The organism is Nostoc sp. (assembly GCF_054880495.1).
The window spans coordinates 36,492-59,758 of record NZ_JBTYKD010000378.1; the positions used below are offsets into that span (position 1 = coordinate 36,492).

At 39.6% G+C, this 23,267-nt stretch carries 19 protein-coding genes and 1 CRISPR repeat array; of the genes, 13 read left to right on the forward strand and 6 right to left on the reverse strand.

Features of this window, described 5'->3' with window-relative positions:
• Positions 1 to 82: 82 nt before the first annotated feature.
• The 4 genes from ACYTXL_RS32015 to ACYTXL_RS32030 form a co-directional block, all read right to left on the reverse strand.
• Entirely contained in the window at positions 83 to 556 is a 474-nt protein-coding gene (locus ACYTXL_RS32015) for a chemotaxis protein CheW (RefSeq protein ID WP_461928122.1), read from the reverse strand.
• 104 nt (positions 557 to 660) lie between these two features.
• On the reverse strand, positions 661 to 1,026 hold the full coding sequence (locus ACYTXL_RS32020) for a response regulator transcription factor (protein WP_461928123.1): 366 nt from the start codon (positions 1,024 to 1,026) through the stop codon (positions 661 to 663).
• Positions 1,027 to 1,674: 648 nt separating this feature from the next.
• Entirely contained in the window at positions 1,675 to 2,895 is a 1,221-nt protein-coding gene (locus ACYTXL_RS32025; protein WP_461928124.1) for a response regulator, read from the reverse strand.
• 476 nt (positions 2,896 to 3,371) lie between these two features.
• Positions 3,372 to 4,235, reverse strand: a complete 864-nt coding sequence (locus ACYTXL_RS32030; protein ID WP_461928125.1) for a WCX domain-containing protein — start codon at positions 4,233 to 4,235, stop codon at positions 3,372 to 3,374.
• A 265-nt stretch (positions 4,236 to 4,500) separates the two neighbouring features.
• On the opposite strand from ACYTXL_RS32030, the gene ACYTXL_RS32035 reads away from it, so the two are divergent.
• The 13 genes from ACYTXL_RS32035 to ACYTXL_RS32095 all read left to right on the forward strand — a co-directional run bounded on the left by ACYTXL_RS32035 (position 4,501) and on the right by ACYTXL_RS32095 (position 18,874).
• Entirely contained in the window at positions 4,501 to 4,752 is a 252-nt protein-coding gene (locus ACYTXL_RS32035; protein ID WP_461928126.1) for a DUF433 domain-containing protein, read from the forward strand.
• A complete protein-coding gene (locus tag ACYTXL_RS32040; protein WP_461928127.1) occupies positions 4,749 to 5,108 on the forward strand; it encodes a DUF5615 family PIN-like protein in 360 nt (119 codons plus the stop codon). Before ACYTXL_RS32035 ends, ACYTXL_RS32040 begins: the two co-directional genes overlap by 4 nt.
• Before the next feature lie 111 nt (positions 5,109 to 5,219).
• Complete coding sequence (locus ACYTXL_RS32045) at positions 5,220 to 7,913, forward strand: CRISPR-associated protein Csc3 (RefSeq protein WP_461928128.1); 2,694 nt, start codon at positions 5,220 to 5,222, stop codon at positions 7,911 to 7,913.
• Positions 7,914 to 7,930: 17 nt separating this feature from the next.
• On the forward strand, positions 7,931 to 8,959 hold the full coding sequence (gene cas7d / locus ACYTXL_RS32050) for a type I-D CRISPR-associated protein Cas7/Csc2 (protein ID WP_461928129.1): 1,029 nt from the start codon (positions 7,931 to 7,933) through the stop codon (positions 8,957 to 8,959).
• Positions 8,960 to 8,962: 3 nt separating this feature from the next.
• Positions 8,963 to 9,721: a type I-D CRISPR-associated protein Cas5/Csc1 gene (gene cas5d, locus ACYTXL_RS32055; protein WP_461928130.1), complete on the forward strand. Its 759-nt coding sequence runs from the start codon at positions 8,963 to 8,965 to the stop codon at positions 9,719 to 9,721.
• Positions 9,714 to 11,990, forward strand: coding sequence for a type I-D CRISPR-associated helicase Cas3' (gene cas3 / locus ACYTXL_RS32060; protein ID WP_461928131.1), 2,277 nt, complete (start codon positions 9,714 to 9,716; stop codon positions 11,988 to 11,990). The genes cas5d and cas3 overlap by 8 nt, the downstream gene beginning before the upstream one ends.
• An 80-nt stretch (positions 11,991 to 12,070) precedes the next feature.
• On the forward strand, positions 12,071 to 12,691 hold the full coding sequence (locus tag ACYTXL_RS32065) for a 2OG-Fe(II) oxygenase (protein ID WP_461928132.1): 621 nt from the start codon (positions 12,071 to 12,073) through the stop codon (positions 12,689 to 12,691).
• A complete protein-coding gene (gene cas6, locus ACYTXL_RS32070) occupies positions 12,681 to 13,526 on the forward strand; it encodes a CRISPR-associated endoribonuclease Cas6 (protein WP_461928133.1) in 846 nt (281 codons plus the stop codon). The genes ACYTXL_RS32065 and cas6 overlap by 11 nt, the downstream gene beginning before the upstream one ends.
• Positions 13,527 to 13,557: 31 nt before the next feature.
• Positions 13,558 to 14,151, forward strand: coding sequence for a CRISPR-associated protein Cas4 (cas4, locus tag ACYTXL_RS32075; RefSeq protein WP_461928134.1), 594 nt, complete (start codon positions 13,558 to 13,560; stop codon positions 14,149 to 14,151).
• Between the two features lie 205 nt (positions 14,152 to 14,356).
• Positions 14,357 to 15,361 (forward strand): type I-D CRISPR-associated endonuclease Cas1d, encoded by a 1,005-nt coding sequence (gene cas1d, locus ACYTXL_RS32080; protein WP_461928135.1) that lies wholly within the window; start codon positions 14,357 to 14,359, stop codon positions 15,359 to 15,361.
• Between the two features lie 31 nt (positions 15,362 to 15,392).
• Positions 15,393 to 15,680 (forward strand): CRISPR-associated endonuclease Cas2, encoded by a 288-nt coding sequence (gene cas2 / locus ACYTXL_RS32085; protein WP_334905467.1) that lies wholly within the window; start codon positions 15,393 to 15,395, stop codon positions 15,678 to 15,680.
• Positions 15,681 to 15,948: 268 nt separating this feature from the next.
• Positions 15,949 to 18,000: direct repeats of the CRISPR family, unit length 37 nt; unit sequence ATTGCAATTCATCAAAATCCCTATCAGGGATTGAAAC.
• Positions 18,001 to 18,143: 143 nt separating this feature from the next.
• On the forward strand, positions 18,144 to 18,380 hold the full coding sequence (locus ACYTXL_RS32090; protein WP_461928136.1) for a UPF0175 family protein: 237 nt from the start codon (positions 18,144 to 18,146) through the stop codon (positions 18,378 to 18,380).
• Complete coding sequence (locus tag ACYTXL_RS32095) at positions 18,377 to 18,874, forward strand: DUF3368 domain-containing protein (protein WP_461928137.1); 498 nt, start codon at positions 18,377 to 18,379, stop codon at positions 18,872 to 18,874. Before ACYTXL_RS32090 ends, ACYTXL_RS32095 begins: the two co-directional genes overlap by 4 nt.
• A 189-nt stretch (positions 18,875 to 19,063) precedes the next feature.
• Here the strand turns inward: ACYTXL_RS32095 and nifH are convergent, their stop codons facing one another.
• Both nifH and ACYTXL_RS32105 read right to left on the reverse strand, forming a co-directional pair.
• Positions 19,064 to 19,954 (reverse strand): nitrogenase iron protein, encoded by an 891-nt coding sequence (gene nifH, locus ACYTXL_RS32100; RefSeq protein WP_300423145.1) that lies wholly within the window; start codon positions 19,952 to 19,954, stop codon positions 19,064 to 19,066.
• Positions 19,955 to 21,574: 1,620 nt separating this feature from the next.
• On the reverse strand, positions 21,575 to 23,194 hold the full coding sequence (locus tag ACYTXL_RS32105) for an ArnT family glycosyltransferase (RefSeq protein WP_461928138.1): 1,620 nt from the start codon (positions 23,192 to 23,194) through the stop codon (positions 21,575 to 21,577).
• Positions 23,195 to 23,267: the final 73 nt, after the last annotated feature.

A 23,267-nucleotide genomic window follows, 5' to 3' on the forward strand; every position in this document is an offset into this window, starting at 1 on the left:
TTCGGCAGATAAGAAATAGTCTTTGATCATTAAGGATTAGTAATTTTCCCAATACTATGCCTAATCACGCATTACTAAAGTTTCAATTGTGAATCCGCCACATAGGAGCTTGGATAATCGTTATGGCATCCAAATTAAAAATCATCTGGTCTGAATCATTAATGAAGTATCCCTGTAAGAAAGGTGAGCTTTCAGGATAAAATAATTCACTAGTGGGGGGCTTCATTTGCTTGGTATCCAGCCATTCAATATCTATAAGCTGTCGCACCAATAGTCCCAAATGCTTACCTTTGTTTTCCAGAACAATCCCCATCATTATTGAAAGTAAATTTGCTCCTTGCGAAATTGGAGGATAACCTAACATTGCCTCTAAATCTACCAACCAAAGCATTTCACCCCGCCAGTTATAAATACCCAAGACGCTATTGGGCATCTCAGGAACGCCACATATTTCTGGTAATGATACTTGCAAAACTTCTGTAATGTGTTGTAACGAAATTACGCCTGTGTCCATTACTCCCAAATTAAAACTTAAAAACTTTTCCTTGGTTTCCAAAGTTATTAATCTTTTATCCTTGATGATTTATCTTTAGCTACTATTTGTAATTATTATTTAATTTAGAAGCATTGACTCTTCTTGACCGTTTATTTATTGCATTATTACTTATTAATCAATCGGTTCAATATTACTATTAATTCCTCTCGTTCAATCGGTTTTGATAGATAGCCATCAGCGCCCAACATATTACCCCAAATTTTATCTACATCAGTATTTTTGGTAGAGCAAAAAACCACAGGTATTTTGCTAGTGTTGGGATTGCTTTTCAGCTCTCGGCAAATTTCAAAGCCACTTTTACCCGGTAAAATTACGTCGAGTAATATTAGGTCTGGCTTATTTTTCTCTATTTTGTCTTGAGCCTCTTCACTGCTTCTGGCGCTCATCACAGAATAGCCTGCCTGTTGCAAGTAACGGCTGATTATTTCCATATCGGTTAAGCCATCTTCAACAACTAAAACAGTATTCATGGCAATTACTCGTTAAATCTTTCTCAGAATATAAATAAAATTAGACATACAAATCCTAAATGTTTCTTCAACAAAGACATGGAAGGGACTAGAGACTAGCCCCTTTGCCTTAACCACTATTTCACAACTCAAACAGGACTAGTATAAATACAAAAATTTGTATTTATCTAATTCTGATTCAATCTTTACCTATCAACCTCAGAGAAAATACGTACTAAACATAACTTAATATAGGAATTGGAAATTGTGTTTGAAAAAATCTTAGTAGTCTTGTAGGGTGTGTTAGACGAGAGTACGGCACAAAAGCTTGCAATTATATCATACTTTCTGTGCTAACACACCCTACACTTAATATTTTATTTATAAATAAGTAAGGAACGTAGATTAAATAAAATGGAAAACTTCATCCTGTCTCTAGCTTCCCTCTCCTTTATAAGGAGAGGGATTGAGGGTGAGGTTAAGCCAGGGACATAAATTGTATATTATTTAAATCTTATTCCTAAGTGAGCGTAAACAATTCAAGGTGCGTTAGCCTACGGCATAACACAACGCCACTTGCTTTAACGCGGGGAACCCGCGTAAGGCAGTGGCTCCTCTAATTCAAATTTATATATCTTTATATACATTTAATTTTTCTCGCCTACTTACTTATTTAGCCTCTAATTCCCTCTTATTAAAAATTTCTAAATTAGATTTATTCTTGTCGATGGGTACACTCAGTGTAGGTAAATATTTACGTATTATAGCCATCACCTTATCAGGCACTACGGGTTTAGTGAGAAAATCTGTAGAACCGACTACCTTCGCACGAACTCTATCTAAAAAACCATCATTGCCCGTTAATATAATTATTGGTGTGTTGGCAAAGGTAGATATTCGTCGCATCTGAGTGCAAATTTCGTAACCACTGGTAACTGGCATAATTAAATCTAAGAAAATCAAGTCTGGTTTATCCTGAATGAGAATTGGTAAAGCTTGTACAGCATCTTGAATCTTGACAAACCTCAATCCATTGGAAGTGATAATATCCTCTAGCATTTTACATACCTGAGGGCTATCATCGACGCAAGCCACGAGTGGAGCAATCCGCTTCTTTGCTTGTGTGGTAGTAGAGTTATTGTTGACTTCATTAACTGCAAAAGGTAAGTCAGGTGCTTCCACCAATACAATGATTCCTTTAAGGATATAAGGAAGCAACGAACAGGTAAGTGGCAATACACCCTGGTTCATTTTCACGGCTAAATCTTGTAGAGTAAATTTGCCGTTGATTAAATTGACAAAGTTTTTGTATACAGATGGATTTATCACCTGCTGGAGTATTTCTGCTCGCCACAGAAATGGTGCCAAGTCAGGAGAAAAATTTGCTAAACCAGCTTCTGACCAAATTTTCCAGGAGTCTTGCATCAGCTTTACAGACATTTCTGTACTTGTAAAGCTCATTGGTGCTTCTAAGATAACTTCTTGGCTGCGATTGCAACTTATAGAAGCAAAATTTTCTTGCATAGCTACATCAAATAATAGTTCTGCTATCGTGTTATCGACAATAGTATTAATCTGTTCCCGATGAATTTTCTGTTTTTTATACAAGATTTCTAAAAGGCGATAATCCCAGTAATCGATTGATAGGTCTTGCAAATGCAACTGCAACTTATCAACATCAATCTGGGGACAATTTTGAGCCATCTGTCTACGCCAGCGTCGGAAGGGATGAGTTCCACCTGTTGCCCAAACTATGCGTCCCAGCCGATAGTAAAAAGTCCATTTGTTGCCCTTTGAACTCTTAATATTTAATTTGCCATTATATTGCAGCTGAGTACAAGTTTGAAATTCATTTACTAGATTATTTGAAATAACTTCCCGGTGGGACATAGTTTGTTCCTTTTATTAAAAGCCAACCCTTGAAAAACGCACATTAGCTATATAGTGGTCAGCAGATAGATAAATCGCATCTATTTTGAGAACTAGAAGGGAGAGCATCTTGCTAAGATGCAGGTACTAGCCGATATCTTGTCCGTACTACTTACTCCATATGTGAAAATGGACGAACTTTATGTCAGTAAGTGGAAATACATTTGGGATATAGCAGCCTAAATCAAGATTATTAAAAGCAAGGGAGATGGAAAAGATAGAAAAAATCTTGCTAGTAAATAAGCCATCTATTACAGAGTTTATTATTGGCAAGACTTTAATTTTATGCTAATATTTCGTCACTCCAGTAGGTTGCTATAGTCCAGATGATGAACAATTTAGTATTAATAGATTATTTTAATAACTTCCGTACTCAATTATATCCGTATAACTCCTGAATTTTCGTTTAAAAAATAAGTTGACAGGGCTACTAAAATTCAACTCTTAGTTTCGATATTGTACAACTGGCAGAGGGTGGAGAGTTTTTGTTTTAGGCGATCGCGCAGACTCTCTGGTGATACAATTACGCAATCTTCCCAGTAACGTGCAACTTCTCGAATCAGCCAAAACTCGTTGACAACTCGCCGCACCACTTGACGCACATCCCCAATCATTTCGTCTTCTAAGTCATCTTCCCTACGTTGATAAGACTTTAGCATCCAACCTCGAAAGTGTAAGTATACTTTTATATCGTCTAATCCTTCTCGCCATTCGCCGCTTGCAGGTAGGATTGAGCGGATCTTATCAAAGATTAAATTGCGGTTGTGCCAAAGTTCTGGCAAATCAGGAATCAAATTTTCTACATCCTCTGTTTCTTCACACCAAATCATTAAATAAAAGCGTTTATCAAAGAAGCGTGGTTCTGCGTAACGTACTGTGTACTGTAGTTCTTGCCCTTGGGAATTTTCATAAAGCAGGTAAAAAGGCTGTTGATTTTGCCTATATTCATCTATTTGACTTCGCCATGCTTGTACGAGTTTACTTGCTTGCTTAAGTAAAGATTGGCGGATTGCTACATCTAAATTTCCTCGTTCCAGCAAAAGTGTAAGTATAGTTTGAGCTTCCCCTATCTGACCTGCATCACTCAGGGCTTTTATCGCTTTCTGTAAAGCATTAACTTGGTTAGAGTCAAGCGTGAAGAGTTTTCCAAGCTCTACGGATTGTTGGGCGATCGCCACTATTAACCCCGAAATACTGGGTTCTTTGCCCCAAGTGATATTCAGGCGGCGAGCGATCGCTTCTAGTTGTTCCTTAGTTCCTGGAGGGATTGACAGTGTAATCGTTTCTTTTTTTCTCGGCATTGCTTATTTGTAATTACACTATTGACATGAATGGTATTTAAAGTTATTTTATATGTATACCAAGTTAATCAATAATTTCAATACCAAAAAACACAATGCTATTCGTATTTCTCACCTATCGGGGGTAGTTAGTACTACTGCCATTTCCTGAAAAAGCAGCTAGTGAGGTCAACGACCATGACCGATGATCATTTGCTGTCCAGAATTTCCCTTGACTCCAATATTTATTTCGGTAAACCTTGTATTAGAGGTCATCGTATAAACCATGAACGAACAAACATTACTAGAAAGAATCACATTTAACCCCCAAATCTTTGGCGGTAAACCAATTATTCGAGGTCGTCGTCTAGCTGTTGAACATATTTTAGGAATGTTAGCAGTAGGAGATACTATTGAAACTTTGCTAGAAGCTTATCCCTGGTTAGAACGGGAAGATGTACAAGCCTGTTTAGTTTATGCACGAAGGTTAGTTGGTCATGAACGAATTGAACCTTTATTGATACAGTTCCCAAGGTGAAAATACTACTAGATACTTGCATTAATGCTAAGGTGCGTACCGATTTCCAAACGGCTGGGTATGATGTTGTTTGGTCTGGAGATTGGCCAAAAGATCCAGGTGACGAGAAAATTTTAGCAACCGCCTATCGTGAAGGTAGGATTTTAGTCACCCTTGATAAAGATTTTGGAGAATTAGCAATTCTGCGGGGAAATCCTCACTGTGGTATCTTGCGCTTAGTTAATCTCTCAACCAAAGAGCGATCAATAGTTTGTTTGCGGGTACTTCAGCTTTACGGAAACGAATTATTCTCTGGTGCAATTGTAACTGCTGAATTAGATAGAGTTAGAATTCGCCCACCTGAAAATAGGGCTTGAAAATTCATTCAATAAAAACTCATACTAGTGGCGCAACAAATTAAGACAGACTATGGTGATTGTTGACGACTTGGTGAGAGTGAGTTTGGTATTAAATCTATATCTTTCAATATGATTAAGCGCAATCGGCTTTTAAATGCTCCTCCCAAAACCTTGGAGGAGATTTATTTCAGTGAAATTCGCCCCCAGCTTTACGAAAACCATGCACATCGTCATCAAACTGGTGTGAGAACGGGTACAACCCTTGCAGAACACCTCGATTCTGCGTGTCAGTTCATTTTGACAGTCAGCCGAATAGCAGAAGTTCCAGAAGATAAAAGACCTTTGCTACTAGCTGCAACGGCTGTTCATGACCTGAATAAATTAGATACCCAAGGACGCAATGTTAAAACTCTGGCTAGAAATCAAGAATTTTTACGAGAACAACTTGAAAAGGCTTGTGTACTTAGCTTTGTTGTCTCAGAAGATGATTTGGAGTTAGTCAGAAAGCTAATTGAGCGCCATTCAGGTCATAACGTCAGCGATGGAGCAAGATTTTTACCAGAAGACCCAAATATTGAACGTTGGGCGGCGATGCTTACAGCTGCGGACTTATTTGATTTAGGAATTCCAGATGCACAACGTTTTTGCAAACTGGAAAAAGAATTAACGGTTGCTTTTGGGCGAAGCTGTAACCTTTTTAGAATTAGCATTTCTGAAGACAAAGGCTATATTACAGCCCTGTTGCTGGGTGCTTGTGAAGAGGTTTTGCAAAAGTATGGCTTAAATCCTTTAGCAATTTTCCCTGATGGCGAACTTTTTGAAGGGGAAGCATTATCAAACGTAGATTTTACAAAAGAAATAGCTGCTGTTTGGCAAAGTAAAATTGACCAAGTTTTTGGGAATAATATCGAAAGACTTGTAAGAGCTACTAAAGATGGTATTAAAGTTACTTATCAAGCCATCCAACAAAATATTGAGGAAGTTTTGGTAAATGTTGAGGCTCTTTTAGAAAGGAAAAAAGCTGGTTATAAATCAGACAAGATTGCTAAAGATATAACTAAGTGGGGTGAAGCGGCTGGTGCAGATGCACTAATAAAAGCGGCTGAACTTCAGTTATTACCTGTTAGCAATGCAGAAGATTTTGGTATATCTGAAGGTTTAAAGGCAGCTTACCTCAGTTATAGAGAAGCCGGATTAAGCCCTAAAGAAGTTTGGGATAAAATCGCTCATCATACAGGTATATCCGAACTTCAGCGTACTGCAATTGAGCCGTTTAATGGTCAATATGGGCGACCTTTATTTGCTGCTAAGGCTGCTGTTAAAGGAATTGAGGGTATTAAAGAAGCTCTACAAGAATCTTTCCAATTAAGAAAGGAAAGTACACAAATATCTGAAGAAACAGAAGTATCTGAAGAAATGATTGCAGCCGTTAGCAGAATGGTAAATTTACCTTTTGCTATTCGGCTAAATGGAGCCGATGATTTAAATGCTTATGTAGAAGCAAATCCCAGACAAAGATGCTCTTTAGGTTCTACTTCCACTGATATAGATGAGCTAATTTCAGATAATATGCCTCCTGGTACAAAAGTACAAGCTTTTTCTAACCGCTTACCGGGTGGTATCAGTGCTGAACCGAAAAGACAAGCAGATTCAATTGCAGCTTTAGCTTACCAATTAATGGCAGTTGGGGCAAACTTTCCTGCTGTTAAAAAACAAGACCCGCTTTATTTGCACTTAGCATTGCCTAAAGGTTCTGCTCCAGAACTGTTGAGAATTTGGCGTGGACTTTTAAAACAACTTGCAGCGACAAATGCTGAAGGTGGTACTGTCACTATTGATGAATTGAAATTGTATAGAGATAACCAGCTTGAATTTAAAGCTAACAAAGTAGTTGGTTTAGCATTGCCAAAGCGTCCTGATTTTGTTCACACATCTGTTATTATTCCTTTACTTTGGGGAGATGTTAATAATTCTTTAGCTTTACTAAAATCACTGAGGCTTGCTTTAGAAATTTCTTTGTCTTTAGATATTGGCTTTCCTTTTACCTTGAGTAGCAATCTAGAGGTGGAGTTATCTAATGATGTTTACGGGCGAATAGAGGGAATTCCTTCTGCACTGCAAACTTTATTAGGAAATGGACAATATCAGCAACGCCAAGATGCAGAAAAAATTCTTGAGCGACTACGTTGCATTGGCAAACTAGCAACATCTGTTGCAAGTATTCAGAAAGCTGATGATTGTTTGTATGATTTGGCTCGTGCTTGTGTCAGACCAATTGAACTTTATTATGTCTTGTTACGTTGGACTCTGCGAGAACAAGACGAACCAAACTTGAGTGTTATTTGGAGTCGGATTTGTGAGCCGTTAAATATTTTACTGGAGAGCTTTATGCCTGATGAAAACTTACTCTTAACTAAATATCTTAAAGAAGCTGCTCAAGTTGCAGCAGAGGGAAAAATTTGGGGAAGTTCTTTTAAACGAACTGCTCAAGCAGAACCGTTTACAGCTTTTATTGCTGCTATTCGTTCTCAAAAGTCTTATTTGGGATTAGATGTAATTTTTGCCGCTTTAGTACAGCAATATCATACTCGCTTAGACCGTATCCGTGAGCATGGCGTAGGTGCAACAAAATATGAACAGGTCAAGCGTTATTACGAGCTATTACGAAAACTATATGAGGAGGTTTATTCAGCACGTCCTGAAAAGTTTTTATCTGACCAAAAAACTTTAGAAGCTGCTTATTTATTCTTCCTTGAGGAAGCACGTAAACAACTTAAAAGTCAATCTGAAGATGATTCTGTCGAAACAACTACAACTGTTTAAATAATTAGGAGTTTATCATGTCTATTTCAAAACTTTCCTCAGTTCTAGCAACAAGTTATGAGAACTTCCCCAAAGGACGTTTTATCACTTTAGTTGTTTTAAGAACAACCCATTCTGAAACTATCTTTCGCACAGAAGGTTCAGGCGAACCAATGTGTAGCGAATTTGTCCAAGCTGGTTTAGAGGGTGAAAATCAAAAAACTATAATTCAACGCTTGGTAATGACTAAGCGTAAACAAGTAGCACCAGAAAGACGCTACGGACGAGAACATTTAAGAGCGCATGAGCTTTTATATCCCAACCCTAAAGATGGCTCTCTTTGTGCTTTAAATACTAATGCACCTTGTGAAATGTGTGTAGATTGTTTCCTCTACGGCTTCGCTGCTGGTGGGGGTGGCGCTCAAAAAAGCCGGATTTGGACTGAAGATGCTTTTAGTATTTTACCTGCTAGTGATGTTGTAGGCGATCGCACCATAAACGCCATCTACGAAACTGGTACAATGCGCGATGAAAAAGGTAACGCCTCAACAGCTTTAAATACCAGCGAATACATCAAACCAGGCGTGCATTTTCTGGATGTCGTCACCCTAAAAGATGTAACTGCTGATGAACTCCAGTATATCATCGGTAATATTCTGTTCACAAGTCGTTATGGTGCGGTTTCCAGTCGTGTTGGACGCATGGAAAACCAAATATTAGGTGTATTTGGTAGTATTACCGAACTTCCTAGTTCTCTGGAACTTGTACAAGCTACTTATGATGTATTAGGTAAGCCTTTAGAACACCCTTTGAATATTAAACAATTAATTACAGCAAGTAAACAAGTAATTGCTAATTGGAAAAATAAGAGAGGGGTTTCTGTGCAGCTATCTGAAGAAGAATTAGCAAATTTACTGACTGATGTAGAAACTAATTGGTCAGAAGCAGAACGTGATAATTTTCTCAAGCGTTTAACGCAATCCTATGAATCCTTCCGTCAGGTTGCGCCTGAAAAGAAAAAGGCTAAGGCGAAAGGCAAGAATACACCAGTTGAAGTAGAGATTTAGATTATGTCAACAATTCCTTTTCAGCAGGCAAAACTTGTTGAATTATACTGTCTTGAACCAGTCTTTTTTGCCTCTAGGGAGTTGTCTGATACCTATTACACCGAGGGGGTAATTGGGAATTATGCTCTTACTTATGCTTTAGGTAAAGTAAATTCCCCCTATCGCCTCCAAGGTAAGGCTACCGGACGACCAACCTACAAAGAAGATTTACAACCAATCGCACAAGATTTTTATATATTACCAGCTTCACCAGTAGGTAGAGTTACATTCAGATTTGAACGTTTCAATGCTCTTTCTGATTCTTACTGGTATGCGATGACTAATAATCGTGTTGCTACGGCGCGGGAAGATTTACCATTACAACGCCAAGGGAAAAAACCAAGTTCATTTAGACCAAGTAACTTTCCGCAAACCGGAAGACTGCGGATGATTGAACGCAGAAACAAATTTCAAACTTTGGTATTTGGAAATAATCAATTACCAAATTATATTCGCCTTGGTAAGTTCATGAGTAAAGTCAAGGTGAATGTGCTTAATGAATTTCCTGTGACTTTACTACCAGAAGGTGAATATCAAAGTCAATATTATCTAAATGCTGCTGATTTACCACAGCAAATAGAGGCTTTAGCGTTCGATTTAATTTCTATTCCTCCTGCACCCATCATTAAAAATCTTCGTTTTCGGGGTACTGCTTGGCAAGTTGGGGAAATGGTTATACCAGCAGGGTTACATTTTTGCGGTAGAGAAAGTAACAATGAGTAATCAAAGATTAGTTATCAGATTAGAACCGCGCAGTATTTCAGCTTGTGCATCTTTGCCACATGAACTCTCTTTTATGGGGAATGCGCTGCAACATCAAGTTGATGTATTTGAACAATCTAAGGATGCAGATATTATCCTTGATTTAGCACCAACTGGTACAGGTAAAACCAATGCAGGACTAACAGTATTAAAACATCAGCCAAATAAAAGTGCTGTTTACATTGCTCCAACTAATGCTTTAATTGAACAGCAAACAGAAGCAGCAAAAAAGTTTGTTAGTGATGCTAACTTACCTCATGTAGTCAAAGCAGCTTCCGCGAAAGATATTAAAAGCTGGCCTGACGATAAAGTTGGCAGGCGTTCAGGAAAAAAACTATATAGTGTTTTGCAGAATCCTGCTACCGTTTTTGGTGATGTTGGGGCAAATAGACCAATTCTATTGGTAACAAATCCTGATATTTTCTATTATGCAACTTACTTTGCATATAATCGGCTAGATAGAGGTAATATTGCTAGTGGTTTTTACACCAAATTTTCGACAGTCATTTTTGATGAATTTCACCTCTACGATGCTAAACAGCTAGTAGGAATGTTGTTTTATCTCGCTTATTCTCAAGTTTTCCGCTTTTTTCAGGACGGACGCAAAGTAGTATTGCTGACAGCTACACCAGAACCAGCTTGTGAATTAGCGTTGCAGAATTTAAAACAGGCTGGTGTTAAGATAGCAAGAATTCATGGAGAAGCAAGTAATACTAATCTTTTACCGTCACAAACAGCAGTTAATCTGGAATTAAGAGCAAAACCAGATAGTAAGGAAGAGTGGTTAGCAGAGTTAGCAGCAGAAATTGTCCAACGTTTTCGAGAAAAACCTAATGAAAATGGTGCTGTAATTCTTGACTCTCTTGATAATATTAATCGTCTATCAGATTTACTGCGACAGCAAGGAATTGGTGATTACATCGGGCGTATAACTGGCCCTGCACCCAAAAAAGATAGACAAAGGGCTATGCAGTGTCAAATCATTTTGGCTACTAGCACTGTAGATGTAGGATTTAACTTTGAAAGACATCCTGAACCGAAACGGCAAAATTTAGATTGGTTGATTTTTTCAGCACGCGATCGCGCCGCATTTTGGCAGAGAATAGGTAGAGTAGGGCGTGTTTTAGGTAAATCGGAAACTAACATTGATTCAGAAGCCATTGCTTACTTACCTGCTGATGCTTGGAAAGAAGGCTTAACTTCTCTTGAAACTAGTGGGGGACGTACAACCCTAAAAGAGGTACTTGATAGACTTCCTTGTTTAGATAAGCCTTTTTTAACAGCTTACTGGCGCTCAGAAGCATCTCTAGAAATCGCACGTCCTTTGTTAGAACTGGAAGAAGTTTTTGAGAATCTAGCAGGTGCAGAATTAATTCCAAAACTTTTTGAGACTTTAAAATCGGTTTTGGAAGGTAAACGCACTTGGGAAGACTATCGCCACAGAATGAAAGTTTTACGAGGTGCTGAAAACATAGCTAAAGTGTCTCTAGAAAACTTAAAAAAAGATTGGAAATATATCAAAGGTGGTCGGGCTTTCGTCAAAACCTATATCAAGGTAAAATCCCCTGAAGAATGGGATGATTTCAAAGCTGGACTCACAACTTTAGAAGCTTACGACGATGTATTTAAAAAAAATGATGTACTGGTTGAACTAAAAGAATTTGCTGAAGTTTTTAGTACAGCCTATGCACCATTATTTAGCTTTCGTTATAGTCTCTTTGAAAATTTGCCAATTCGTGACCCACATAATTTAGTTACAGATGAATCTGAAGAAACACAGCTAGAACCTTTTCATCTATTGCGTTATTACGAATTTGCTCAAAATGGTGACTTTATCGAAATAAAAAGTCGTGCTACCGAAACCTATAAACTGAGCTTTAGAATGCGTTATATTGGTAGTCGACAAGAGTTTGTTAATACAGAGCTAAATAAGTTAACAGCGTTTAAAAACTGTGAAGTTGTCCGCAGTATTGGAGAAGCAGTACGACCAACGCCTGAATTACAGGCATTGTCAAAACACTTGTTACCAGGAGTAATTATTTGCCCCATAGCTAATGCTGCTGCTCTTTTCCAATTACGTAAACAAGGAATTATTTCCTATCCCATAAATGTTGTTTGCGATGATGCTGAAAAACAATATGAGTTTTTAGCAGGATTGTCAGGAATTTTAACAATGGCAATGAAGTTTAAACAGCTACATCTCCCAGATGATGAGGTTTTTATTGTGTGATAAGTAATTAAATTCTCGCACCAATGGTGCGAGAATTTGTAGAACATTGATTTATAAGTATATTTTTCTCACATTCCCCAGTGAAACACTATCAACAACAAACCAACGCCTTCCCCAGCGACTACCTAAACAACTTGTGGGGAGAAATCCAAGCTTGTCCTTACTTTGCTATCAACAACCTCAACCGCGATTTTGTCGCCACCAAAGGATTTTCTGTAGTGTTCCAGCGTTCTGGATTAGCAAAGATAGAACAGCAGTTTCCCTACTTCAAGCCTTACCTAGATTTGGCTCTCCAGCCAAGTTGTAATGCTTTTTATCTCAATCCTTTACAGCTAAAGGAAGGCTCCCGCGTTGATCCGCATATCGATCGCTCTTTACGTTCCTATAGCAAAACCATTGAACCACCTGCGGTTGTCAGCGTCCTTTATGTGCGACTACCAGCAGATATGGAAGGAGGAGAACTGGTATTGCGATCGCACAAACGCCAACTTGGGCAAATTAAGCCCCAAATCAATACTTTAGTTTATTTTCAAGGTGATTTAACCCATTCGGTTAACGCTGTGAAAACTCCAGGAAATCGCTTAAGTTTAGTTTGTGAACAGTATAGTTTGAGTGAAGCTGAACTCCAGGAAATTCCAGAGTTTACTGTAGAGTCAAGAAGCACTCAGTCTACAACCAAAAAGAGAAAGTATGCCTCATAGTTTAGTGTTGAATTTGCTACCTCAATCGCCCATTACACCACAATTTCTCACAGGTAGACATCTCCACGCCCTATTTTTAACCCTTGTTAGTTCTGTAGATACCACATTGGGCGATCGCTTGCATGATTCTACTGCTGATAAAGCTTTCACCCTCTCCCCTCTACAAATTAGTAATACAAACTCTCCCCTTTTAAAGGGCAGTAAAGGGGGATCTAAATTGCAATACTCATATCAACAACCCATTCCCGCCGGAACACCTTGTTGGTGGCGCATCTCTTTATTAGATGACACTCTATTTAGCAAACTTACCCAACTCTGGCTAAATCTTAATCCCAATCGCCCTTGGCATCTTGGCCCGGCTGACTTGTATATTACCAGCATTCAAGGCACACCCCAATCTATTCAACCTTGGGCAAATGCTAGCACCTACGCTCAATTATACGAAGAAGCCAGCGATTGCAATTCTTCCATTAACCTTACCTTTTCCACGCCTACCGCCTTCCGTCAAGGACAGTATGACAGTACCCTTCCTACCAGAGAATCTGTGTTCAATTCCCTACTTTCGCGGTGGAATAAGTACAGTGGCATAGAATTTAATCACATTGCGATCGAGTCAATCTTTCCATCTTTTGTCAACATTCATACAGAAATATTAGCTGACTCTCGTAGCAAATTTATTGGCATTCTTGGCGAAGTTAACTACAAGGTTTTGGGAGAAATTCAACCGATACAAATTAAGCAAATTAACGCATTAGCTGACTTTGCTTTATATGCAGGAATTGGACGAAAAACAACAATGGGTATGGGGATGACGCGGCGGCTGTATTCTCCCTAGTTTCAATAATCATTTAAAAAACACCTAAGTTATGAATAACATTGACTATGTTTCCATTGCGGCATTGAATCAATACGCCTATTGTCCGCATCGCTGTTGGCGGATGTTTTGTGCAGGCGAATTTACCGATAATCAATACACAATTGAAGGCACAACTTTACATGATCGCGTCCACACTACAGGCGATATACAGCGAGGGGAAACTTGGCAAGTTCGGGCAATTTGGCTGAAGTCAGAAAAATACAAACTCATTGGCAAATCTGATTTGATTGAAGCAGAATCAGGTGAAATTTACCCAGTTGAATATAAGCGGGGACGCAAAGGCGAATGGGATAATGATGAGTTGCAAGTTTGTGCCCAAGCTTTATGTTTAGAAGAGATGACAGGACAACCAGTTAACACTGGATATATCTATTATGCCCACTCCCATCAACGGCAATTAGTAGAGATTAATCAAGAGTTACGGCAAAGTGCGATCGCTACTATTCAATCTGTCACAAATCTCCTAGAAACAGGAATGATGCCAAAATCAGTTTATAGCAAACGTTGCCAAGGATGCAGTCTTTATTCGCAATGTTTACCTAAAGCAACTGATAAAGTCAAAAGTTATCAAGAAGTCAATTAAATTATACCCTAGCGAATTCTAGTTTGAGGACATATTGAGTTCAGATAAGATCCCCCCGCCTGTGGCGACCTCCTTAAAAAGGGGGTAAAGGAGTAATATAGCCCCCCTTTTTAAGGGGGGTTGGGGGGATCTCCGCGCACTAAACAAGCTAACCAAACCGTATTGTATTGAGTTTGACAATTTTCAATTAATTAAGGATGAAATCATGGGAACAGTTTACGTAACACAAGCCGATGCTTTTATCGGCAAAGTTGACGAACGTCTCACCGTCAAAGCTGAACAAAAAACAATCTTAGATATCCCTTTAATTAAAATTGAGGGAATTGTAGTACTAGGTCGGGCTACCGTTTCTCCCGCCGTTATCAGTGAACTTTTAGATCGTCACATTTGTTTAACTTTCCTCACACAAAACGGACGATATTTAGGGCGGTTAGAACCAGAAGTTACCAAAAATATCTTTGTTCGTAAAGCCCAATGGCAAGCTGTGGGAGAATCACAACCAGCAATACATTTAGTTAGAGGATTTGTGCGGGGGAAATTGAAAAATTACCGCCATAGCTTACTTCGCACCCAGCGAGAACATCCTGATGTTGATCTGAATAATAACATCACTCGATTGGAACAGGCGATCGCACCAATAGAAAAAACTAGCAGTATTGATTCTCTCAGAGGCTTAGAAGGTGCTGGTAGTGCAGCTTATTTTGGTTGCTTTCAACAGCTAATTAGAACTTCAGAATTTAAATTTGAAGCCAGACGCCGCCGCCCACCAACTGACCCAGTTAACGCCCTACTAAGTTTTGGGTATACATTGCTACGCCATGATGTGCAAAGTGCTTTAAATATTGTTGGTTTCGACCCCTATCTAGGATACTTACACGTCGAGCGTTATGGTAGACCTTCCCTAGCCTTGGACTTGATGGAAGAGTTTCGCCCTTTAATAGTGGATGCTCTAGTGTTGTCACTTATTAACAAGCGATCGCTCACCTTAACTGACTTTACCACCGAACCCCTCAGTGGTGCCGTGACTTTAACCAAAGAAGGACTGCATACATTTCTTCGCGCTTATCAACAAAAGAAACTATCGAATTTCAAACATCCAGTCATGGGAAACAAATGCACCTACCAAGAAGCCTTTGAAATTCAGGCGAGGTTATTAAGTAAGTACCTCATGAACCAAATCGATAAATATCCCCCCTTAATTCTCAAATAACTTGTCATTTCTCCCTCTTCCCCACTACCCCATGTATATTGTTGTCAGCTACGATATTCCAGAAGATAAGCGTCGTACTAAAATCCATTCGGTTCTCAAGTCTTACGGACAATGGATGCAACTGAGTGTGTTTGAGTGCGATATCACTTCCACTCAGTATGCTAAACTGCGATCGCGTTTAGCTAAATTGATTAAACCCGACACTGACAGCGTTCGCTTTTATTTTCTCTGTGCCTGTTGTCAGCGAAAAGTCGAACGTATTGGCGGAGAACAGCCACGGGACGAAACAATTTTCTTTGCTGAGTCCCCTTCTAGCTAGGTTTCTGCATCTCAAATGCGCGGAGGGGTAGGTGTACAAATTCCACAGCCCCAAAAAAGTGCTTCTATCCCAACTCCAGCAAGGCTTTCAACCCATTATTCGCCTAATCCTCATCCGCGCAATCTCTGAAATACTTATCAAAATAGGGTTTTAGCTTTTAAACTTTCCTAGCACTCTTGCCAAACAAATTCTGTAATGCTATTATTGCTCTTGAATCGCGCAACCGCACCTTGAAAACTAAATACAGCTTGGCTTTCAGCCTCCCGTCATTGCAATTCATCAAAATCCCTATCAGGGATTGAAACCCAGATTCCCAGTATTAATCTGAGTATAGTCAACAATTGCAATTCATCAAAATCCCTATCAGGGATTGAAACTTCGGCTAACTTGTACTCTCTCACTGGTTGCGGCGAATTGCAATTCATCAAAATCCCTATCAGGGATTGAAACATTTAGAAAACATGGTAATGTTATTCACCCCGTTTATTGCAATTCATCAAAATCCCTATCAGGGATTGAAACTTAATTATTTGCTCGACCCTTCGAGCTTCTTGGAATTGCAATTCATCAAAATCCCTATCAGGGATTGAAACTTATGTTTATTCGCAGTGGGAAAGTGGGAAGAGAAAATTGCAATTCATCAAAATCCCTATCAGGGATTGAAACTTTTTTTTTTACTATCCTATTGCTCAGTAGAGTATCATTGCAATTCATCAAAATCCCTATCAGGGATTGAAACCTGAATACTTTGCTCCGCTTCCTTTCTTCCTTCCATTGCAATTCATCAAAATCCCTATCAGGGATTGAAACTAAGCATATTTAATCCTTTGATTTTAGTTACAAAATTGCAATTCATCAAAATCCCTATCAGGGATTGAAACCCTGAGCTTCTTGCTGAGAATCTTTCTAGAATATTATTGCAATTCATCAAAATCCCTATCAGGGATTGAAACAAAACTATCTTCAGGAAAAATAATCAAGTTGGCAGAGATTGCAATTCATCAAAATCCCTATCAGGGATTGAAACTTGATTCTTTCTCAAGATTAGAAAAGCAAAAAGAATTGCAATTCATCAAAATCCCTATCAGGGATTGAAACAGCAGGCTTTAAAGAAAAACCTAAAATAAGAACGGATTGCAATTCATCAAAATCCCTATCAGGGATTGAAACAGAGACAAAAAGAGCACGAACTTTGAAAGATGGAATTGCAATTCATCAAAATCCCTATCAGGGATTGAAACAAAGAACCGCCAATAAGGACAACAGTTTCAGCAGGAATTGCAATTCATCAAAATCCCTATCAGGGATTGAAACCCTCCTACTCCCGCACAAGCTGCTTACTCTATAATTGCAATTCATCAAAATCCCTATCAGGGATTGAAACCACATCATCACAGAATAAGCGCTAAAAAAGATACATTGCAATTCATCAAAATCCCTATCAGGGATTGAAACATAATTACACTTGAGGCTAATATTACCCAAATCCAATTGCAATTCATCAAAATCCCTATCAGGGATTGAAACTCTGAGCAAATTTACTCATATCTTGAGCAGAGAAGATTGCAATTCATCAAAATCCCTATCAGGGATTGAAACGCTAATTCTGCTTATAATGCTGCTGCTGCCGCTGATTGCAATTCATCAAAATCCCTATCAGGGATTGAAACCTTGCCAAATCCTTGTTGGTAATGTTTTTATTGCCATTGCAATTCATCAAAATCCCTATCAGGGATTGAAACGATAAATGTCACTAGCATAGACCCGGCGACACTTTTATTGCAATTCATCAAAATCCCTATCAGGGATTGAAACGCGATTGTGTTAGCATGAAGGCACAAATTTGGTATAGATTGCAATTCATCAAAATCCCTATCAGGGATTGAAACGGAAGCGATCGCTTGAAGCCAAAGTAATAGTCGAAGAATTGCAATTCATCAAAATCCCTATCAGGGATTGAAACCTTTTTTACAGACGACTTACGCCGCCAGCTATGGAAATTGCAATTCATCAAAATCCCTATTAGGGATTGAAACGGATCGGAGTGCGATCGCGTGATCCACCCAAAAATTGCAATTTACCAAAATCCCTATTAGGGATTGAAACGAATATTAACACCCGTATTTAAATAGGCATGGGTATTGCAATTTACCAAAATCCCTATTAGGGATTGAAACGACAGACTAAACCCTGTGCTACTAGAGGAATGTATTGCAATTTACCAAAATCCCTATTAGGGATTGAAACAGACCAAACCTGCTTGAACAAATGCTGGAAACCGATATTGCAATTTACCAAAATCCCTATTAGGGATTGAAACCAAACTGAGACAGGAGATGTATTCGATAAAGCCATTGATTGCAACAGCTATCGCTGTAACTTTGCCAGATTCTAGAGCGATCGCCTAATATGAGACAAGAATTAGAATAAACTTAAGACTTGGAATTTTCCCTTGTGAGCATCATGATTCCTGATGACATCCTCCGAGCCTCAAACATGACCGAGGATGAACTGAAATTAGAAATTGCCATCTTACTTTATCAGCAAGGTAAAATTAGCAGTGGCAAAGTCCGAGCCTGGACAGGAACCACAGTACTTGAATTCCAGCATGAACTGGCCAAACGCGGTTTACACATCAACTATGATGTTGAAGACTTCCAATCCGATGTACGGACACTGCAATCAATGGGTTTGCTGTGATTATAGTTAGCGATACATCACCAATTACAAACTTGGCAGCCATTGGCCAATTAGATTTACTGCGTCAGTTGTACACTAGCGTGATTATTCCCAAAGCTGTTTATAGTGAAATGGTAAATGTAGATAAAATTGTTCCTGGCGCAGTAGAAGTACAACAATTTTCCTGGATTAAGGTTCAAACTGTTGTTAATTCTCAAGAGGTTATAGAAATTCAAAAAAATCACAACAATATTGATTTAGGAGAAGCCGAAGCGATTATTTTATTTAAAGAACTCAAAGCTGACTTGCTATTAATGGATGAACGTCGAGGACGAGCAGTCGCTACCAGTTATGGATTCAATGTAACAGGGCTATTGGGAGTCTTGTTACAAGCCAAAAAACAAGACGTAATTCCAGCAATTCAACCATTGATTGAGCGATTAATTGCTACTGCTGATTTTCGGGTCAGCCAACAGTTGTATACACTTGTCTTGCAAACAGCTAACGAAGATTAAGATGTTGATAGAACAAACGCCAGCAATTGCTTGCATTTGCATAATTACTCCCAGTCTGCGTACTGGAGTTGACATCTATCAATTATATCCGGGCTGAGAAAGCGATCGCAACTCTCAAATTTTATCCCCTACAAAAATGAAAGGGTAGGCTGCAAGCCCACCCCAGACCATTATTTATTTAGCAATACTTTATACTGCTGCTTCAGTAGCAGTTTTGCCAACCAGCATTGCGGTATTTTCGTCGCTTTCGAGGATACCGAATTCAATCAACAACTCTTCTAACTCTTCCATCTCAATCGGGGTGGGGATAGTGAGGTTCTTGTTGTCAACGATCTTTTGAGCCAATGTCCGATATTCGTTAGCTTGATTGCTGTCAGGTGCGTACTCGTTAACAGTCATCCGGCGCAATTCTGCGTGTTGTACAATGTTGTCACGAGGTACGTAGTGAATCATTTGGGTGTTCAAGCGTTTTGCCAGGGTTTCGATTAGGTCGATTTCCCGGTCAGTATTACGGCTATTACAAATCAAACCACCCAAACGCACGCCACCAGTGTGAGCATACTTAAGAACACCACGAGCAATGTTGTTAGCAGCATACATTGCCATCATTTCACCGGATGTGACGATGTAGATTTCTTGGGCTTTACCTTCGCGGATAGGCATAGCAAAACCACCGCACACAACGTCACCTAATACGTCGTAAGATACAAAGTCTAGGTCTTGGTAAGCACCGTTTTCTTCCAAGAAGTTGATGGCGGTAATGATACCACGACCTGCACAACCTACACCGGGTTCTGGACCACCAGATTCTACGCAAAGAACGTCACGGAAACCCTTGAGCATCACTTCATGGAGTTCTATATCTTCTACTGCGCCACGTTCAGCAGCGAGGTGAAGAACGGTTGTTTGAGCCTTGCTATGTAGCATCAAACGGGTAGAGTCAGCTTTGGGGTCGCAACCGACAATCAGAATGCGTTTACCCATTTCAGCCATAGCTGCTAGGGTGTTTTGAGAGGTGGTAGATTTACCAATACCGCCTTTACCATAGAAAGCTATTTGTCTAATCTTTGGGTCAGTCATGGTTGTGTTTTCCTACAATGATTTATCGATGAATCTGAAGCTTGATGGTAGTTGTTGACCCTTGGCGCTTTAGGGAAGTAGAGCCTGTTGGCGTAGATGTGTAGCAGTGAGGGGGTCGCAGTCTTCTCCCTTCGCGTAGCGTCTCGCAGAGAAGGGGAGACGCTAAGAGCGATGGCGGTTCCCGTCAATTGCGGTAGCGACGAAGGAGCGTCACCCCCGAACCTGTTGGCGCAGCCTCTCGTAGAGAAGGGCTTCTCGCTAGACATCGCACCCTGGCAAAAACAGTTAAAATCAGAACATATTTACCCACGAAGTGATGGCTTAAGGGATAAAAAAATCTCTATCTCCTAATAACGAAGCCTTTAAAACTTTGACTTCAGCATTATCGTTGTAACAGAATCCAAATGGTTGCTCAAGCCTCAAGAGTGGTTACAGCAGGAATTGAAATCAACGCAGATTTATCCCTTTAACCACACAACCAACTTGTATTGCAATCCACTCTTAAATGGTCGCTACAACTTTTCTGATTTTGCAGATATCAAGTCGCCAAGAACATCTATAGCGCTTCTCATTTCGTGATTGATGTAGCATGATAAATTCCAGCCCAAAAGTTGTAGCTACAGGTGCAGTGCGATAATACTTGCACAGGCAACTCCTAACACTCTGGCTGAAACAATATCTTGGTGACTTTTGACAGTATGGTTAAATTCCTGAAAATTGGGGAACGACACCATTCTGCTTGGAGTTTTTGTTCCAAAAGTCAGCAACTGCCTCAACTTAGTTCGCGGTTGAAAATGTTTGCTCCCGCTTAGACTAAGTTAGTAAATATTCTCGATTTTTATGGATTTGTCAGGCTGTACTAAGAGTCTTTCTTCCCAGACTCCAAGAGTAATTACCTTTGGCGGATAATGCTCTAGCTAGGTTAGCCAACTCTTATTGGCTCATACCCAGATAAATTTTGATTGACTTCAAGTTGTTACAAAGGCTACTATCCTACTCAATCTAGTTTTAGATTTTCGTTGCAAACAGATGTAGCGAATTGAAGTGGACTTACCAGAGCAAAAAAACTTTATTGAGTTTGCCTCAAACTTGTCTTGAAGTCTTTTTGTGCTTTTACTTTTTTGATTCCTATAAAAACCATAACATACATCTCACTAATTTATTTGCCGAATCTCTAATTATTTATCTCCTCGCCAGAAGATTATCCTTAGGATCTTTAATAGTCATAAGTTACACGCTCAGAGGTTGTCAGTTAGTGAAATTATTTATCATAGCCAATATGTGCAGTTAGATACTTTTGGGTATTTTATAAAAGTATTTAAAACTAATGTTTAACAACGAAAACATAATTTATTATTTTTGCACTCAGAAATTTTTTCAAATAATTAGAGGTAATTAGAGGCGGAGCCTCAAAATAGGCATTCCCAGTCGGAGACTGGGAACGAGGTAATGGGAGGCAGGGGGAGATGAGAAAGATGAGGGAGTGAAGAGTAAGAATTTTAGATTTTAGACTTCGGCGTGAGCGCTCAGTCGAACGCTTTTGGATTAAAGAATTGAAATTTAATCCAAAATCTAAAATCCAAAATCCAAAATTGAATTGCCCAATGGCCCACATTACATTTACAATCGATTAGTATCTTTTGTAACTAACTTCCAGCCTTCAGCTTGATCAACTAGCTTCATCGAGTCTAGTTGAAGATTGTTGAAAGCAGATGCCTGAAGTAGAAAGTAGGGTTGTCCGTTGTAGTGCCAATAATATTGCAGTTCACCAACAGAAGCGGGAATGATCGTGCGATCGCTATAATAATCCAATGAGGGACGATGATAGGGAAAAGATGTGTAAATCTTCCTCGTAGCTGGATTTGCCCGCACAATCATCGCGGCGACTGGTTTAACTGGATAGGCTTCCGATAATTCCCAAACCCAGTAGTTAGATTTCATTAACAGCAGCAGCGAAATATAACTTCCCCAAAACAAAATCTTCAGAAATTGCCCGTCGCCTCGTTCTGCTAAAATAGCTGCTAAGGTCATAGTTAAAGCTACTGCGGCAAAAATCAGTTGTAAGTCTATTTTCGGTGTTTTACCCCAACTGAAATAAATACTCCCAGCAGAAGCGACTACTGCAAGTATCGCCAAACCAGCCACCCAAGCACGGGGATAAGATGAGAGTAAAGGCGAATTTTCCGTCTCTGATAACTGGATACCAAAAGCTAAGGCTAAACTAGGGTAAATCGGGAATAGATACCAGGGAACTTTGGTAATCATCAAGGAAATTACCAGCAGGTAAACACCACTCCACGCCATTACTAGTTTTGCCCAACTAAGGTTGCGATTTTCCCAAGTTAAGCGGATAGTTTGTGGTAAGAATAATAACCACGGCCATGTGAACTTGAGAAGTTCAATCACATAGTACCAAGGTGGTTGAGAATTCCCCTCTACAACAGTGCCAATTCCGCTTGCTGATGGTTTTGCGAGGCTAATTTGAGCGAAAGTGTAACCATAGTGAATTAGTTGGGCACCATACCAACCGGCTACGGGGAGAATACCAATTAAAATTGCTATCCACAGATAGTAACAGGTGAGCAATCGTGGCGTATCCCAAAACAGAAATGCGATGGCGATCGCACCTAATAATACACCTAGCAGCCCTTGAGTTAGGCAAATCAACCCAAAACTAACGCCAACACCAAGACAATAACGTAAATCTCGGCGCGATCGCAACACGCACAACATCATCACCATCAAAAAACTTACCATCGCCCCATCCAACATTGCTAACCGCCCATGACGCACCACGGGTAACATTGTTAGGTAAATCAAGGCGCTATAAATAGCAGCCCAACGCTGGCGAAATATCTCTCGAGCAATGCAATACAGTAAAGGTACAGATGTCGCTGTTAAAATTGCTCCAGGTAGACGAGTTGTCCACTCATTTTCGCCTCCTAAAGAATAAGCCCAAGCAATTAGCAAATGCATCAAAGGTGGCTTGTCATGATATGGTTCGCCTCCTAGCGTTGGGTAAAGCCAATGCATTGAACCTGCTGGTGCATGCCAAATTTCACGCGCAACCTGTGCCACAGTACCTTCATCCCAATCTCGCAGGGGCAATCCTCCCAGATTGATGCTAAACAGTAAAACTGCTGCCAACAGCAATACTATTAGCCATACCCAATCAATCCATTTGCCAACCGTGCGATCCTGTTTTTCTAGATGACTCCAAATAAAGCTTCCTTCTTGCATATTCTCTGGTAATCATTTTACTTGCTGGTTTGATTACATAGAGACATCTAGCGAATCTCCAATGTTGCCACCC